The organism is Parasphingorhabdus sp. (genome assembly GCF_039977335.1).
Lineage (GTDB): Bacteria > Pseudomonadota > Alphaproteobacteria > Sphingomonadales > Sphingomonadaceae > Parasphingorhabdus.
Genome location: NZ_JBDWDI010000004.1, coordinates 730,925 through 747,251 on the forward strand (window position 1 = coordinate 730,925; position 16,327 = coordinate 747,251).

The window sequence follows — 16,327 nt, forward strand, 5'->3', positions numbered from 1 at the left end:
GATTATAATGTCGGGTTTGCGGCGACCTGGGGTATTTCGCGCGAAGATTGCGGAACCCCAATTTTGGCGAGCACTTCAATGGATTTGTCCTCAGGCAGCTCCTGATAAGAAAGCACGGTCAGATCCGGGAACCGGTTCTTAAGCAGTGCGCCCAAAGGTCGCCGAACAATGGGGGACGTAATCAGTGCAATATTACGCGCCTCCATCGGCAAGGTTCGCGCGGTTTCGTCGACGGCTTCCACCAATTGCTGGGCGAGTTGCGGCTCTATGGGGTAGCTGGCGTCCTCGCCGACCTTCAACGCTTTGACGAGCAGGCCTTCGAGTTCGGCATCCAGAGTCACAACCGGCAGCGGAAGGTTCACTGGCACCAGAGTCTGCACAATCAGGCTGCCGACCTTCTGCCTTATCGCGTCAACCATCTGATCGGTTTCACTATGAAGGTTTGATGCCTCGAGCATCGCCAGGCAAATTTGCTGGAAGTCTTTAACCGGCACCTTCTCCGCGAGAAGTTCACGGCAAATCGCTGTGATGGAAAATAGTGACAAGGGTTGTGGTGTCAGGCTGTCGACCAATTGCGGCGACGTTTCTTTCAACAAGTCGATCAGCTTCTGCGCTTCATCCATGCTGAACAATTGTGCCGCGTTCCGGCGGACAACATCATTCAAATGCGTCGCGACTACAGTTGGCGCGTCGACAACAGTATAGCCCTCCGCAATTGCTTGTGATTTTTTGTCAGCCCCGATCCACAATGCATCCATGCCAAATGTTGGATCCTTGCAGGGCCGTCCTTCGATAACCGCATCTACATGGCCATCATCAAGCGCCAGAAAGTCATTGGGCCACACCGTGTCTTCGCCCAGAACCATACCGCCCATCATGATCCGGTAGCTATTGGGCTCAAGCTCAAGATCATCCTTGATCCGCACCAACGGAACAACAAATCCCAGCTCTTTGGAAATCTGGCGGCGGATCCCGGTGATCCGCTTCATAAGCGGCGCACCTTTGCGATCCTCAACCATGGACACAAGCCCATAGCCGATTTCAATACCCAGCCGGGCTTTCTCGGAGACATCTTCCCAGTCAATCTGTTCCGGCTGTTTCTCCTGAACCGGTTCTGGAGGTGCTTCAACCGGCTTTGGTTTGCGGATCAGATAGAAGGCGAAGCCCCCGGCAACCGCTGCTGCAGAGAGAACCACCATATGTGGCATGCCGGGCAATATACCCAAAATGGTCAATATCACTGCCACCGGAACCCAGGCTGCGCCGGATCCAAATTGGGATGTGATTTGATCGGGCAGGTTCTTGCTAGACGAAACGCGGGTAACAATCGCCGCCGCTGCAATAGACAGGATCAGCGCAGGTACTTGAGCAACCAAGGCGTCACCAATGGCCAGCATCGAATAAGTACTCGCGGCTTCGGCAAAAGGCAGATCATGCATGGTGGTACCCAGGACAATCCCGCCAATGATGTTGACCGCGAGGATCAATATCCCGGCCACCGCGTCACCTTTCACAAATTTCGAAGCACCATCCATTGATCCATAGAAGTCAGCTTCGGTGGCTACGTCAGAACGCCGGGTCTTTGCTTCTTCCGGTGCGATTAATCCCGCATTTAAATCGGCGTCAATTGCCATTTGCTTACCAGGCAAAGCATCCAGTGTGAAACGTGCGGACACCTCTGACACACGGCCGGCGCCTTTGGTAATGACGATCAGGTTGATGATCATCAGGATCGAGAACACGAATATACCGACAACATAATTGCCGCCAAGCAACAGGCTACCAAAGGCTTCAATAATCTGTCCGGCTGAATCCCCGCCTTCATGCCCTTGCACCAACACCACCCGTGTCGATGCGACATTAAGACCAAGCCGCATCAACGTCGCGAATAGCAGGACCGTAGGGAAGCTTGAAAAATCAAGCGGCCTGCTAGCGTTCAGAGCGACCATCAGGATCGCAAGCGAGATCATGATGTTGGTAATGAAGCCCATATCCAAAAGGATCGTGGGCAGCGGCAACACCATGAAGATTACCAGCAAGAGGGTCGCCAATGGCAACAGGCCTGATTTGAGGCGACCGGCGATCTGGTCTGTCGAAAAAAGTTCTCGGTTCATTATATATTACATCCCCAGGGTAGCGAGCATCAGATAGGCAGCGCGTGCTGGCTCGCTAAATGGCTTCGGTTGATTGAAGTGGTTTTGGTCTTTGATGTGGGCTTGAGCGATCTTCAGATAATCTTCCGGCTGCACCGTTCGTGGAAGATCACTGGATTGCGGCAAGACACTGCCGCCCATCGGCAAGCTGTTGCCGCCAACCAAATCTACGGCATCGGCCAATTTGCGCTCAAAATGATCACGAATAGCTTCAAAACTGCGCGCCTGGCCTGCACCGTCAAAGAATATATTATGGTTCGCACGGGCCGCTTGCGGAAATTGCGATGCAGCGGATGCAGAGGGGTTCCTTGCCATATTGTTCAGAAATTTTGCAGCGCCGGTTGGCCCTAGAAAATGAGCCAAATAGAGATCAACAGACTCCGGCGGGCGTCCAGTTTTCTGTTGCAGATATTGGCTGTTATCCTTCGCGAACTCACCAGCCAAATTGGCGGAAAGTGCGGGATCGTTTCTGAGCGCCAATATGCTGGATTTCTGGGCTTTATCGGCAATGGTGAATTGCCCGCCACTGTTCTGGGAAATGGCGTCCTGCGCCCATCCCAATCCATATTTGTCGCCTTTTCCTTTTACCAGACCCAGCCAGGTTTGCTCGATAAACTGATAGAGACCGGTGGCTGATGAGGTCGATGCCTTGGCATCCGGCCGCATCCCGCTTTCAATCTGTGCTTGCGCGACAAGATACTGGAAATCAACACCAGTCCGCTGTGCGGATTGCGCAATAACACCCGGCAAATCGCGGCGCTGAGTAGAGCTGATGGTTGATATGTTCGACATGATGGTATCAAAATCTCCTGCAATGGAGATACGCAATCATCGTGCCAGAAATTGAATTGGACGCTTATGCCGATACTATTATGAAACAGGCGCGCCGTTGCCTGCGCAGGCCGGACATTACCAACCTACACATATGAAATAACAAGAAATATTTTTGATTTGGGCAGCTGCTCTTAGCGGCCGCGCGCAGAACCGGAATAGGTATTGGCCTGGTTCTCACGAAACCCTGCCAAAAGCTGCAAACGCGTCGAGCTATGGTCGCGCAAGAAACGCAAACGATAGATGGAAGCCTGCATCAATTCATCCGCTTCAGAGATTAACGGCTGAAGACCGGGATCAATCTCTCCGGCGTCAATGGCACCCAGCTGCGCCGCAGCCTGCCCCAATTGTTTGCTAGCCTGAAAGATCGCGTCGCTGTCATGCCCTTCCAGAGCGGAGAACAATATGTCCTGGGACGTGCGAAAAGACTCCACTATTTGTTTCATTTGTCCGAATCCACTCCAAAGACACCTGTGTCGAGCATCTTTTGTGCCAGGGCAGCAGTATCGACGCTATAAACGCCAGATGCTATTTTTTGCCGGATTTCAGACACTTTCTGTGCATCAAATGGCGGCGTCTGGGCGGCCAGAATAGAAGCGGTCGTCATAATCGACGGCGCCTTTTCGGTACCACCAGCATCCTTGCCAGCATCAAGTTTCTTAGGTGCGCCCTCTTGCAATACAGGACGATCCAGCCGCGTATTAATGGCAGAGTAGCTTTCTACGGGTTTCATTTCATTCCATCCTTAACAGGTTCAACCTATTGATTTTTGTTCCTGAGTTAAAACGCCTACAACTTCTTTCATAACAATTTACGGCGCGTTGTGAAAAAATTAATATCTTCACCGAAAATAAATCATTGGGCCAGTTCAACTTCGCCAGAATTGGAGACGCGCGCCATTAGCAGTTTCGACTTGCGGCTGGAACGGACCGGAATATAGTCCCCGATCCGGCCATTTTTTTGCGCCACCACTCTATAACTGATGCTAAAGCTAGGGCGTCTGACGACCAGTGTCAGCGGCTGATTTCTCAGCACCGCAAATTCTTCTGCACGCTTCGACTGACTGGAAGTTGCCGCCTGACCGCGCCGAACCGGCACAAATATCCGCCACCCCAGATCGGGGCAACTGACCAATACAGCATTGTTATTTGTATCCGATAGCCGAACGGAACGGGGGCAGCGTTTCAATCGCAGTTTCGTATCAATCGGTGCACGCGCGCCCCCTGCATCGCCAATATTTGCACTAAGATGCACGGCGACCTGACGATCAAGATTAGCCGTATCTTCAAAAGCCGATGCTGCGCCCATTGCAAAAATGGACAATATCGGAATGGCGAGACGATGATTGGGCATAAAATGTTCCTGTGCACTTTTGTTTGGGAAAAAACAAAGCAGGTTTCATGCCAATTTCTAATAAAGCCGTTTCACTAATCTGATTGCCCATTTTCCAATGGCAAAAAGGTCAATTTAATTTTCTGGCTTCCTTTTGCTGGGGAAACCAGTTTGTCAGGCATTTTCAACGCTATCATCTTCCCATCCTGCCCCGCCTTTTCAAAAGCATCGGCTATTGCGGCGGATCTTGCGGCTGTTTTTTCCCATTGCCGCAACCTTTGATCATCCTCTGTTTCAGCCATTGCGGGCACATATATCGTGAGTAGCTGATCTTGCTGGACAGCCCGAATTTCAGCAATTTCCTCACGTGCAAACGCAGTCAGCATCGCGTTGCTATCATTGAAAAAATCGCTGGTCTTGTATTCATAGGCACCCAGTACAACCGGTTTTTGTTCAATTCCTTCTGCAAATTTCTTGAGTGTTTCGGGATCAGCAATATTCACGAAATGCGCATAGGCAAAGGCGCTGAGCAACATCAGCGCCAGATCTAGAAAGGACAATGTGGTGCGACCGGCGTTCACGGGTCAGCCTGTGGCCCGCAAAGGCTTTGCCGGGGAAAAATGCACTGGTCCCAGCACCAATAATTCCCGCTTTGCAATTGCTATGGCATGCTGAACTACTGCGCCGCGATAAGCATCTAATATATCCGCTCTGGCTTGCAGACGCACGTAGATGGGAAAAGCGATGATGTGAGAGACGAACAGTCCGTAAAGACTGGTAAGCAGTGTGATACTCATCGCTGGCCCCATTTTCAGGGGATCAATACCTATTGCGAAAAGCTGGATCAGGCCAATAATCGTCCCGATCAACCCGATGGCGGGCGCAATTTCGGATGCTGAGTTCCAATAGGTCGCGGTAATGGTCTGCTTCTTGTGGACCGCGTGCTCTTCAAGCCGCGCCCATTCTTCAAAGTCTTTCGCTTCCTTGGAATTGAGCAATCGTGCGATCACCTGGGTGACGAAACTGTCCTCGCTCCGTATGCGCTCCAGTCCTACAAACCCTTGTTCCCGCAGAACAAAATCGATGCGCCGGCACATGAAGGTGGCATTTTCTCCGCTTTCCGCAAAGGGGTCTCTGCCGCAATTCATTAGCGCTGCAAAAGCCAAGAAAAACGATGCTCGGCCATTTTGAACCCAGGCCAAGATCAGCACGCTGCCCAGTACAAGACTGAACAACAAAGGATCAAAAAACCGACCTAGATTGGTAAAAATGATCTCCATCAGATCGCTGCCTGCGGCAAAGCGGCAAGATTTTTCCGGTGACCGGCAAAACTTTGCCGGTCTGGCCCAGGACCGAATTGACTTTTCCTTTTTACCGACATGAAACCCCCAAAAACAGCCAATTTCTTATCACTGCCACAAAACTGGCACGCCCTTTGCGATGAATTGTTCGAGATTACCGATCCCGGTGTTTCTCATGCCACAGTTACGGTCGTCGGACCGGACAGTTAAGACAGGAATTAGTTTCGATGCCCAGTTTGGATCAAGTATTTGCATTAAACGGCGGAGCGCTAAAATTGCGTTCGCAGCGTTTAAATATGCTTGCGTCAAATATCGCAAACGCATCCACGCCTGGATATAAGGCGAAGGATCTCGATTTCGATCGCGCGATGCAGCAAGCACAAAATGGCAGCTCGGTAGAAAAAGCCGCCAGCGATCACACAGGTTTTCGCGTGCCGCTGCAACCATCGCTTGATGGCAACACCGTTGAACTCTCAGTGGAACAAACCCTGTTTGCCGAAAATGCCATTCAATATCGTACCACCCTCTCCTTCCTTCAGGGGCAGGTGTCTTCGATCAAACGCGCTTTGAAAGGAGAATAAGGATGAGCGGAAGTATGAATGTTTTTGATGTCGCCAGTCGGGCCATGTCGGCCCAGATGGTGCGGCTCAACACCACTGCCTCCAATCTCGCCAATGCCCGGACGGACTATTCGAGCAAGGACGAAGCCTTTCGCGCCATGCGACCGGTTTTTCGTTCGGTCATGGAAGATAATATGGCGACAGTTGATGTCGAACGCGTGGTGCAGACCGACGCGGAACCGCAAAAACGGTACGACCCGTCCAATCCGATTGCCGACAAGGACGGCTATGTCTGGGAAGCGGCTGTCGATGAGACCTCGGAGCTGATCGACATGCTCGAAACGGCACGAAATTACCAAAATAACGTCCAAGTTTTACAAACAGCAAAATCACTCATTCTAGAAACGGTAAGGAACCAATAATGGAAATTGCACCACAAGTTTTTGAAAATAAAACGTCGAATATTGCCGGCCTCGCTGCTGCGCAGCCCGCCAATGCGACGGGTGACAACAATTTGGGTCAGGATTCCTTTTTGCGTCTGATGACAACGCAGCTCAAATTTCAGGATCCATTTGATCCGCTGGATAACCAGGCAATGGTTGCTCAGCTGGCGCAATTTTCAAGTGTTGCTGGTATTTCCGAAATGAACCAGTCGCTGACCGATATTGCGTCGATGCTGGGCGACAACCGCCTGTCTGATGCCAAAGAATGGATCGGCCATTCTATATTGGTGCCGGGCAACTTCGCCGTAGCGAACAAGAATGGTGAATATACCGGTGAATTTGAGTTGAACCAACCGACGGAAAATCTCTCCGTAGACTTGCTAAATGAAACGGGTGAAATAGTAATGTTCGCTGAGCTAGGCGCTCAGGAAGCCGGACCGATCCAATTTAATTTTGACAGCAAGAACGCCGCTGGTCAGCCACAGGATCTCGGACGATTGCGGGTTCGTGTAAATGGCGGTTCCGTATCTGATCTCGCGACATGGGTGCCCGTAGCATCGGTCCAGACATCGGAAGCCAATGGACCGCCCATTCTCGTGACCCCAATTGGAAATGTCTTACCCGCAGAAGCCCTGCGTATCGGATAGGCTTATCCGTCCCCCAATAGATTTAAAACAGGAGAAGAAATAATGTCTTTCTTTACGTCCCTTAGTGGCTTGAAAGCCGCACAGACCGACTTGAACGTAATTTCAAACAATGTCGCTAATACAAATTCTACCGGCTTTAAGAAAAGCCGTGCCCAATTTGGCGACTTGTTTGCCGCCGCACCAACCCAGACAACCAAAACGGTCGCTGGTCAAGGCGTCCGGTTGAGCGGCATCACTCAACAATTTACCCAAGGTACATTGCAGGCGACGGAGAAGACGCTCGACCTCGCAATTGCCGGTGACGGGTTTTTCTCCGTCCGCGGTCAACCTCCGCGGCAGGATTTGACCTTTACCCGTAACGGTGCTTTTTCGGTCAACGTTGATCGCGAAGTTGTCGATACAACGGGTGCCAAGGCACAGCTCTTGCCAGTCGACGCCAATGGCGTGGCGACATCAAATAACGCGGCCGACATGTTCGACTTCATTTTGCCGGAAACCGATCCGGGTGATCCAACAGCCTTGCTGACCAACATTGCCATTAATGGGGAAGGCGTGGTCAGTGCCACATTCTCCAACGGGAACCAGATCAATATCGGTGCGATGGCCATGGCGAGTTTTACCGCCATTGAAGGCCTGCGCCCGGTTGGTGACGCGCACTGGCAAGCGACCGGTGACTCTGGCCCGGCGCAGATCAACCAAGCTGCCAATGGTCCATTGGGTCAGGTCCGTTCTGGTTCTCTGGAACTCGCCAATGTCGACATTACTGAAGAGCTAGTGTCGCTCATTGCCGCTCAACGTAACTTTCAGGCCAATGCCCAGGCGATAGAAACCGCCAATACGCTTAGCCAGACGGTTATCAACCTTCAGGTCTAGAATCTGACGGCCTTATCAACCCGGGAATAGTCCATGGATAAACTTGCATATACCAGCGTGAACGCCATGAAATCGCTGATGAATCGGCAGACGGCCATCGCAAATAATATGGCGAATTCAAATACTGTGGGTTTCAAAGCCGATATGGTGTCGGCGAAATCCCAGTATCTGAACGGCCCGGGTCATGATAGCCGTGCGATGGCCGTTGAGCGTCAGATGCAGGCTGACATGAACAGCGGTTCCGTTACACAAACGGGCCGCTCCATGGACATAGCGTTAGAGGGCGATGGCATGATCGCGGTGCAAGCCGCTGATGGTAAAGAAGCCTATTCGCGGCGCGGCGACCTTCGCATCGCCGCGTCCGGGGCCATGGTAACCGGCGATGGCTTTCCGGTCATGGGCGCAGGTGGCCCCATCACCATGCCACCGGCCGAGCGGGTAGATATCGGGGCAGACGGCACCGTGTTTTTTGTTCCCCAAGGCGGGGATCCGACACAGCCGCAAGAACTCGACAGAATTAAACTCGTCAGCATGACCGGCAGTGCCATTTCCAAGGGACCTGACGCGCTATTCCGTGCAGCCGATGACGGTGTGCTTCCGGTTGATGACAATGCACGGGTTATCTCCGGCGCATTGGAGGAATCCAACGTCAATATGACCGCCGCCCTGGTCGATATGATCGAAACAAGCCGAGCCTGGGAAACCCAGGCAAAATTGCTGCGCACAGCCCAGGAACTGGATGAAAGCAGCGCCAGTGTCATGAACATGCCTCGTGGATAATGAACGCGATAATCGGTGCGATAATCGCACGAAGGAGACTATGAAATGAGCAATGCTGCCCTACAAGTCGCGCGCACCGGTCTGGATGCGCAAAACACCAAAATGCGCGTTATCGCCAACAATCTGGCCAACGTGAATACAACCGGTTTCAAACGCGATCGCGCGGATTTTGAAACCCTCGCTTACCAGAATGTCGTTACACCTGGCGCTCCATCGGATGCTCAGAATCGTTTCGCTAGCGGCCTGCAATTGGGCACGGGTGTGAAGCTTTCGGGCATCGGCAAGATCAGTACACAGGGCACATTGCAAAACAGTGAAAATGCCTTGGACATGGCCATAGAAGGCTCCGGCTTTTTTCAGGTGGAAAGACCCGATGGCACCACCGGCTATTCGAGAGCGGGCAATTTCAATCTGACCGCAGAAGGCAATCTTGTCACAAGTGACGGCCTGCCCCTGATACCCGCGATTCAGGTTCCACAGGGTGCAACCGCCCTGACAATTGGTAATAATGGGACGGTGACAGCGACCTTGGCCGGTCAAACTGAAACCAGTGAACTGGGTCAGATTGAACTTGCCAATTTCACTAATCCGGCGGGACTACTCTCCGTCGGCAACAATATTCTCACCGAAACTGCTGCTAGCGGCGCACCACAAGTTGGCGAGGCCGGCACAGAGGGGTTGGGCAATATCCGTCAAGGTGCGCTCGAACAGTCCAACGTCAATATTGTCGAGGAGCTGGTGAACATGATCGAGACGCAGCGCGCCTATGAGGTCAACAGCAAGATGATCTCGGCGACTGATGAAATGCTGCAATTTGTGAACCAGCAAATCTAATTTTAATTTGAGCGAGAGGCATTAGCATCATGCGCATATCATCCCTTACAAAAACGGCTCTGTCCATCTCGGTTGCCCCCTTTTTCCTGATCAGCTGCATAGGATCGGGCAGCAATATGGCATCGGCGGGTTTCTCGCCGGTGGTGGCTGAACCCCTCCCCGCTAGCGCATCCTCAACCGCCAATGGCGCCATTTTTCAACAGGCTTCGGGCTATGCGGCTCTGACGAGCGGCATGCGCGCGAGCCGGAAGGGCGACATCATCACCATCCTGCTCGTCGAAAATACGCAGGCCGCCAAGTCAAATAGCGCGTCCAAGGACCGCAATGGCGGATTTTCTCTGACCCCGCCGACCACTGGTCTTTTCTCTCTATTTAATCCCAGCGATGTCGCCACCAGCGGATCGCAGAATTTCAACGGCACCGGCAACGCCGCTCAATCCAATTCCCTACAGGGACAGGTTAGCGTCACCGTGGTCGAAAGCTATGCCAACGGAACCATGCTGGTGCGCGGTCAAAAACTGACCTCCCTCAATCGCGGCGATGAACATACGCAATTTAGCGGACTTGTCCGGGCGATTGATGTTTCTTCCGACAATACAATCCCATCCACCAAAGTCGCCAATGCACGCATCATTTACGGCGGCACCGGTGAAATTGCATCTGCCAGCAAACAGGGCTGGCTGCAAAAATTCTTCTCTTTCATTTCCCCTTTCTAATCCCCGATCAGGCGAAACCCTATGACCCTATCCTCGAAAATAACCCGTTTCATCCACTTGCTTGCTGCAATGACCATCACGCTGTTGATCGCTATGCAACCGGCGCAGGCGGAACGGATTAAAGATCTCGGCCATTTTGCTGGTCTGCGGACCAACCAACTGGTTGGCTATGGCGTGGTCGTTGGTCTGGCCGGAACCGGTGATGACAGTTTGGAATATGCAACATTGGGCGTGAAAGGCATGACCAGCCGCTTTGGCCTCGCCTTGCCCCCCGGCGTTAATCCGGCAACCAAGAACGCGGCGGCCGTCATGGTCACAGCGGAAATGCCAGCATTCGCAAAACCCGGACAACGCATGGACATCACCGTTTCTGCATTGGGGAAAGCCAAATCATTGCGCGGCGGAACGCTAATTTTGATGCCTCTCTATGGTGCTGATCAACAGATTTACGCGATGGCGCAAGGCAATTTGGCCGTGGGCGGTCTTGGTATTTCTGCGGCCGACGGATCGAGCGTTACCGTCAATATCCCTTCGGTCGGACGCATTTCCGGCGGCGCAACAATTGAAAGAACCGTCGCCACCGGCTTTGAAAGCCAACCGTTTCTCAGCTTTAACTTAACCGATGCCGATCTGACGACATCATTGCGGGTTGCGGATGTAATCAATGAAGCCGTCGGCTCTGATCTGGCGATAGCAGCCGATGCTGTCACCGTGCGGATCGTCGCGCCAGTTGGCACGCAGGAACGAGTCATGCTGATGGGCAGGATCGAAAACCTGAACGTCAAGCCGGCCGAAGCCAGAGCGCGGATCATCGTCAACGCAAGAACCGGTACGGTCGTGATCAATGGTGCCGTCCGATTGGGTCCAGCTGCGGTCAGTCACGGAAAATTGACTGTCCGGGTCGAGGAAAATCCAACCGTTGTGCAACCAGCTCCGTTCAGTCGCGGCAGGACCGAAACCGAGCCCAATAGTGACATTGCGCTAGAGGACAACGGAGCCCCCGCGTTTGAAATCGGACGACGTGCTTCTTTATCAGAAATTGTCGAAACTATTAATTCCATCGGAGTTTCGCCGTCTGATTTAACAGCGATCCTCGAAGGATTGAAACAGGCCGGGGCCCTGAAAGCGGAGTTGATCATCATATGACCATCATTAATTCTCATGGGAACCTTTTGGCGGCTTCATCTGGTGATGCCGCCAAACCGGCCGTGCGCGGCCAAAAAACCGAAGCGGAATCTATGGCGGCCGATTTCGAGGCGATTTTTGTCCGGCAAATGCTGTCTACCATGCGCACTGCGTCTTTAGGTGATGGCCTTTTCGACGGCCAAGGTACCGAGCAGTTCCGCGACATGCAGGATACCATGCTGGCCGAAAATATGGCAGATAAAGGCGTTTTCGGTATCGCAGCATTGCTTGCGCGCCACGTTGAGAAAGGTGCTGCGGATGGAAGCGGCGGAGTGAATGATAATGTCTGATCTATTATCCATTGGGCGCGCCGCTCTGCGGGTTAACACCCGCGCATTGGAGATTGTCGGGTCCAACGTCGCCAATGCAGAAAATCCGAATTATGTGCGCCGCACATTGAACATCGGTGACACGACAATTTATGGAACCACCAATCCGCTCTATGGAAATTATATCGGCACCGGCAGCGTTGCGGTAAATGGTATCGTCCGTTCCAGTGACCAGTTTCTGGAAGCGGCGACAAGGCAAACCGGTGCCAACAGGGTGCGGACCGAAGTCATGGTCCAATGGCTCGATCAAGGCGAAATTGCGCTAGCCAATAACCAATCGGACATTGGCAGCCAGCTGACCGAGCTTTTTGGAAGTGCTGAAGAGCTTTCGGCCGTTCCCTTCGAACCGGCGCTTAGGGGTCAGTTTCTGGGTGATATTGAAGATACAGTTGCTCGGTTCAACCAGACCGCTTCCAACCTGTCGGCCACCATCACTCTGATGGATGGTGCCGCTGCGCAAGAGGCGTCAGAACTAAATGGTGCGCTGGCCGAGCTTGCTGAAGTAAACGAAAAGTTGCGGCCTACTCGCCCTGGTACATCGCAGCACATTGCCTTGTTGGACCAACGCGACGCCGCACTAACCGTCATTACCGAAAAGCTGGATGTCGAGATCAGTTTTGGTGACAATGGTCTGGTTGACATCTCCAGAGGCGGAGCCAATCTGGTTGCCTTCAATACTGTCAGCCCAGTTACATTTGTTTCCAATGCCGGCGCGGCTTTTGACTTAGAGGTTGGCGGTGCAATTCAACCGCCGCCAACAGATGGAACATTGGGTGGATTGAACCGTGCACAGTCAGATATCGCGGCCGTCGCAACAAATCTTGATAGTCTTGCCGTCCAGTTTGCGAACGAATTAAATGGTTGGCAAGCCAATGGCCGAACGGACGGTGGAGCCGTAGGTGCGGCCGTCGTCTCACAGAGCGGAACAGCCGCCAGCCTCTCCGCCACGGGGTTGACCGCAGATGATCTGGCGCTGGCTTCACCTGCTGGGGTGGCCAATGGCAATATATTGGCATTTGTTGACCTACGCACGCCAGGCGGCACGGAACAACAATTTGAGGGCCTTGTTCTCGGACAAGCCCAAAATCTGCTTTCTGCGCGCAGCGAAAGCGACGCCGCGACAGCTTTTGACCGAGCAACCCGCGAAGCGCGAGATCAGGTGTCTGTGGTGGATCTTGATCGCGAGGCCGCTGATCTAATTCGCTTGCAACAATCTTACGAAGCATCTGCCCGGATTGTTCAGGTCGCTCGGGAAACTATTCAGTCCGTTTTGGCAATCTTCTAACGGCACGTGAAGGAATGACATGATGGAATCTATCAATCGCACGAGACCGGCAGACGCAATTCAAAAGCAAAATGAGCTTTCCCGGCTGATCGCCCGGAATCAGGAATCTGTAGCAACCGGCGTCAGTTTTAACCGGCCCTCAGAAGCACCGTCCAGCTGGCTCGAGATATCCAGCATAAGCCGGCAGTCGACGATCGAAGATAGCTGGTCAAATAATATCGGGCGCGCTCGTATTCTCGCACAACAGGCGGAATCGACTATCGATACGATGTCGAACGGTGTTGCGCGCATCCGGGAGTTAATGGTGCTTGCCAATAACGAAACATTGGCGCCGCAGGATCGTGATGTCATCGCGCTGGAACTGGAAAGTTTTCAAGCACAGTTTAATCAACTGACCCAGGCGAAAGACAATTATGGCGGCCAACTCTTCCACGCCGGCGACCCCATAGAGATGCGCATTGATACTGATGTTCTGGTCACACCCGCTCCAACGCTGCAGGCGGTCTCCGTGGATATCGATATCGGGGGCGGAGCGACCCAGAGCCTTGATGCGATCATGACGAATATGATTGATGCTGTTCGCACCGGCACACCAGCGGAACGCGCCGATCAACTGGATCGCGCCAAGTCTCTGACAGATCATTTCTCGAGCCTTCTCGGGCGGCAGGGCGTACTCGTCAATCGGCTCGATGAGCAGGAATTAAGGTTGCAGGATTCACGGCTCAACACCACGGAACGGCGTACCGTTCTAGAAAAAACGGATGTTGCGCAGGCAATTTCTCAATTCCAATCGCTCTTGGTCAATTTAGAAGCGGCCCAACGGATTTATGCTCAAACGGCAAGCTCTTCCTTGATCCAGCTTATCGGCTAACTCCCAAAATATCATCGCTATCACGCCCTTAACCATGTTGGCTTTCGTCCGTTCACAACTGTGATGATTGTCCGTTCGTAACTTAACCAACGGACAAAATGTAAACGGACCTGTGGATTGGAATTGAGCTTATGTTCGCTGGAATTGGTATAGTCGTCTTGCTCGTCATGGTATTTGGCGTGTTCTTGATATCCGGTGGGGATTTGGGTGTGGTTGTCGCTGCTCTACCAGTCGAAATGGGTATTATCGGTGGCGCTGCTGTTGGTGCGCTCATCATCGGAAATAGCGGCTCACAACTTAAAGCACTATTGGGCGGCTTTGGAAAAGTCTTTAAAGGCCCAACTTACATCAAACAGGACTTTATGGACTGCATATTGCTGGTGTCCAAACTGACCAAAATTCTGAAAAGTGAAGGACCGGTTGCGCTGGAACCACATATCGAAGACCCGAAATCATCTCCGATATTCAGCGAATATCCCAAGCTGCTGAAAGACGAGACGCTGATCCATCTTATTGCTGATAGTCTGCGGCTTGTTGTCGTATCTTCCGGCACGCTCGATCCGCATGCCGTCGAAGATGTCATGGATCAGGCGATCAAAACGCACCATCACGAAGCGATTGCGCCGGCTGATAATCTTCAGGGGCTGGCCGATGCTTTGCCTGCGCTGGGCATTGTTGCCGCTGTTTTGGGCATTATCAAAGTCATGGGCTCGATCGATAAACCGCCGACCATATTGGGCGGTATGATCGGTTCTGCGCTCGTCGGAACCTTCCTTGGTGTTTTGCTGGCTTATGGCCTGGTTGGCCCGATGGCCAATCGTGCGCGCTCGGTAATCGAGAGCGACGCGAGCATCTATCATGTCGCCAAACAGCTGATCATTGCCAGCCTGCATGGTCATCCACAGCCGCTTATCATTGAAGCAGCCCGTACCAGCCTGCAGCATGAGAATCAGCCAAGCTTCTCTGATGTATTTGATGCCATAAGGGCAAAATAAACCATGGCCAAAAAAGCAGCCCCGGAACCGGTTCAACCGATCATCGTCAAAAAGATCATTATGGAAGAACATGGCGGCCATCACGGCGGCGCATGGAAAGTCGCCTATGCTGACTTTGTGACAGCCATGATGGCGTTCTTTCTGTTAATGTGGCTACTTGGCGCGACGGAAGAGAAACAACGCAAGGGTCTCGCTGACTATTTTGCACCAACGCTGGCACAGGTGAAACGCGATAGTGCTGGCGGCAAGGGAATGTTCGGCGGTTCTTCGGTCACTGATCCGGATAAGTATCCCCACAAGAAAGCGAAAAACGTCGGAGACCAGTCGGTTGCAATTCCGCGCCCGCCTGCCGACAATCCAGCTGATATTGCAGGTAAATATAGTGGTACGGAATCCCCGCCCAAATCAATTACGGCAAAAGAGTTTGAAAAACGTATCCGCGAGCAGCTGAAAAATGATCCAGCAAATCTAAAGCTCCTTTCGAACGTTCGTTTTACCGATACTATAGAAGGTTTACGGATCGATATTATTGATGAAGCCAATTTCAGCATGTTTGCGCTTGCGACAGACACTTTGAAGCCAAAAGCTATCGAACTGATCGGACAAGTCGCGAAAATCATCGATACCGTAGACAATGAGCTTGTTATCCGAGGACACACGGACAGCTTGCCTTATGCCAGCGGGAAAAGCATGAATAACTGGCTATTGTCGTCCGCTAGAGCGGAAGCGACTAGACAAGCATTGGTTAGGCAAGGTGTCTCGACAAACCGTATGGCCCGGATTGAAGGCGTTGCTGATACAGAGCCTTATAATCCCCAAGAGCCGACAGATGATCGGAACCGGCGTATATCTATTACGATGAAGTCAAAATAGGCGGATTCTATATTCGCTAACATCATGATATATAAAATAAATACGTAATCAAAACCAAATGAAAGTCGTTTGGTTATTGGAGAATTTGTGTCAGTTAAACCCATTTTGGAAATAAAATCCTAAAACCCTCTCAAATTGGGCTGAAAATGAATTGCCATTCATGTCCTGGATTCGGATACACGTGTAAGAAAGTGTAAAATCTTTCCATCAAGGCCGTTCCAGCCCCCGCAGGCTAGGTCTTGATGTACGTAGCGCACCTGGTCTGCGTTATTACCGATTGGGTAGAGTGGCCGATACCACTCTACCCAATTGCTATTTG

General features: G+C 52.2%; 20 protein-coding genes. 13 read left to right on the forward strand and 7 right to left on the reverse strand.

From position 1 onward, the window contains the following. Positions 1 to 2: 2 nt before the first annotated feature. The 7 genes from flhA to ABJM21_RS10820 all read right to left on the reverse strand — a co-directional run bounded on the left by flhA (position 3) and on the right by ABJM21_RS10820 (position 5,596). Complete coding sequence (flhA, locus tag ABJM21_RS10790; RefSeq protein WP_348301143.1) at positions 3 to 2,114, reverse strand: flagellar biosynthesis protein FlhA; 2,112 nt, start codon at positions 2,112 to 2,114, stop codon at positions 3 to 5. Between the two features lie 6 nt (positions 2,115 to 2,120). Next, positions 2,121 to 2,945, reverse strand: a complete 825-nt coding sequence (locus ABJM21_RS10795) for a transglycosylase SLT domain-containing protein (protein ID WP_348301142.1) — start codon at positions 2,943 to 2,945, stop codon at positions 2,121 to 2,123. Between the two features lie 173 nt (positions 2,946 to 3,118). Beyond that, complete coding sequence (locus ABJM21_RS10800) at positions 3,119 to 3,430, reverse strand: hypothetical protein (protein WP_348301141.1); 312 nt, start codon at positions 3,428 to 3,430, stop codon at positions 3,119 to 3,121. After that, a complete protein-coding gene (gene flgM / locus ABJM21_RS10805) occupies positions 3,427 to 3,717 on the reverse strand; it encodes a flagellar biosynthesis anti-sigma factor FlgM (RefSeq protein WP_348301140.1) in 291 nt (96 codons plus the stop codon). The genes ABJM21_RS10800 and flgM overlap by 4 nt, the downstream gene beginning before the upstream one ends. Before the next feature lie 122 nt (positions 3,718 to 3,839). Next, on the reverse strand, positions 3,840 to 4,337 hold the full coding sequence (locus tag ABJM21_RS10810; protein WP_348301139.1) for a flagella basal body P-ring formation protein FlgA: 498 nt from the start codon (positions 4,335 to 4,337) through the stop codon (positions 3,840 to 3,842). 74 nt (positions 4,338 to 4,411) lie between these two features. Continuing rightward, the gene (locus ABJM21_RS10815; protein WP_348301138.1) at positions 4,412 to 4,897 is read right to left on the reverse strand and encodes a hypothetical protein; all 486 of its coding nucleotides are present in this window, start codon (positions 4,895 to 4,897) and stop codon (positions 4,412 to 4,414) included. A 3-nt stretch (positions 4,898 to 4,900) separates the two neighbouring features. After that, the gene (locus ABJM21_RS10820) at positions 4,901 to 5,596 is read right to left on the reverse strand and encodes a MotA/TolQ/ExbB proton channel family protein (protein ID WP_348301137.1); all 696 of its coding nucleotides are present in this window, start codon (positions 5,594 to 5,596) and stop codon (positions 4,901 to 4,903) included. Positions 5,597 to 5,844: 248 nt separating this feature from the next. On the opposite strand from ABJM21_RS10820, the gene flgB reads away from it, so the two are divergent. From flgB to ABJM21_RS10885, 13 genes are all read left to right on the forward strand, one after another. Next, positions 5,845 to 6,198 (forward strand): flagellar basal body rod protein FlgB, encoded by a 354-nt coding sequence (gene flgB / locus ABJM21_RS10825; RefSeq protein WP_348301136.1) that lies wholly within the window; start codon positions 5,845 to 5,847, stop codon positions 6,196 to 6,198. Positions 6,199 to 6,200: 2 nt separating this feature from the next. Continuing rightward, a complete protein-coding gene (gene flgC, locus ABJM21_RS10830) occupies positions 6,201 to 6,599 on the forward strand; it encodes a flagellar basal body rod protein FlgC (protein WP_348301135.1) in 399 nt (132 codons plus the stop codon). Then, the gene (locus ABJM21_RS10835) at positions 6,599 to 7,267 is read left to right on the forward strand and encodes a flagellar hook capping FlgD N-terminal domain-containing protein (RefSeq protein WP_348301134.1); all 669 of its coding nucleotides are present in this window, start codon (positions 6,599 to 6,601) and stop codon (positions 7,265 to 7,267) included. The genes flgC and ABJM21_RS10835 overlap by 1 nt, the downstream gene beginning before the upstream one ends. 42 nt (positions 7,268 to 7,309) lie before the next feature. After that, entirely contained in the window at positions 7,310 to 8,140 is an 831-nt protein-coding gene (locus tag ABJM21_RS10840) for a flagellar hook-basal body complex protein (protein WP_348301133.1), read from the forward strand. 33 nt (positions 8,141 to 8,173) lie between these two features. After that, positions 8,174 to 8,920 carry a flagellar basal-body rod protein FlgF gene (gene flgF / locus ABJM21_RS10845; protein ID WP_348301132.1) on the forward strand — a complete coding sequence of 249 codons (747 nt, stop codon included), beginning with the start codon at positions 8,174 to 8,176 and terminating at the stop codon, positions 8,918 to 8,920. A 45-nt stretch (positions 8,921 to 8,965) separates the two neighbouring features. Next, complete coding sequence (flgG, locus tag ABJM21_RS10850; RefSeq protein ID WP_348301131.1) at positions 8,966 to 9,754, forward strand: flagellar basal-body rod protein FlgG; 789 nt, start codon at positions 8,966 to 8,968, stop codon at positions 9,752 to 9,754. A 29-nt stretch (positions 9,755 to 9,783) separates the two neighbouring features. Beyond that, entirely contained in the window at positions 9,784 to 10,470 is a 687-nt protein-coding gene (locus tag ABJM21_RS10855) for a flagellar basal body L-ring protein FlgH (RefSeq protein ID WP_348301130.1), read from the forward strand. Between the two features lie 21 nt (positions 10,471 to 10,491). Beyond that, on the forward strand, positions 10,492 to 11,616 hold the full coding sequence (locus ABJM21_RS10860) for a flagellar basal body P-ring protein FlgI (RefSeq protein ID WP_348301129.1): 1,125 nt from the start codon (positions 10,492 to 10,494) through the stop codon (positions 11,614 to 11,616). Further along, a complete protein-coding gene (locus ABJM21_RS10865; RefSeq protein WP_348301128.1) occupies positions 11,613 to 11,945 on the forward strand; it encodes a rod-binding protein in 333 nt (110 codons plus the stop codon). The genes ABJM21_RS10860 and ABJM21_RS10865 overlap by 4 nt, the downstream gene beginning before the upstream one ends. Next, entirely contained in the window at positions 11,938 to 13,269 is a 1,332-nt protein-coding gene (gene flgK, locus ABJM21_RS10870; protein WP_348301127.1) for a flagellar hook-associated protein FlgK, read from the forward strand. The genes ABJM21_RS10865 and flgK overlap by 8 nt, the downstream gene beginning before the upstream one ends. Before the next feature lie 22 nt (positions 13,270 to 13,291). Continuing rightward, positions 13,292 to 14,140 carry a hypothetical protein gene (locus ABJM21_RS10875; RefSeq protein WP_348301126.1) on the forward strand — a complete coding sequence of 283 codons (849 nt, stop codon included), beginning with the start codon at positions 13,292 to 13,294 and terminating at the stop codon, positions 14,138 to 14,140. A 131-nt stretch (positions 14,141 to 14,271) separates the two neighbouring features. Further along, positions 14,272 to 15,135 carry a flagellar motor stator protein MotA gene (gene motA / locus ABJM21_RS10880; protein WP_348301125.1) on the forward strand — a complete coding sequence of 288 codons (864 nt, stop codon included), beginning with the start codon at positions 14,272 to 14,274 and terminating at the stop codon, positions 15,133 to 15,135. Positions 15,136 to 15,138: 3 nt separating this feature from the next. Then, positions 15,139 to 16,008 (forward strand): flagellar motor protein MotB, encoded by an 870-nt coding sequence (locus ABJM21_RS10885; protein ID WP_348301124.1) that lies wholly within the window; start codon positions 15,139 to 15,141, stop codon positions 16,006 to 16,008. The last annotated feature ends 319 nt before the right edge of the window (positions 16,009 to 16,327 follow it).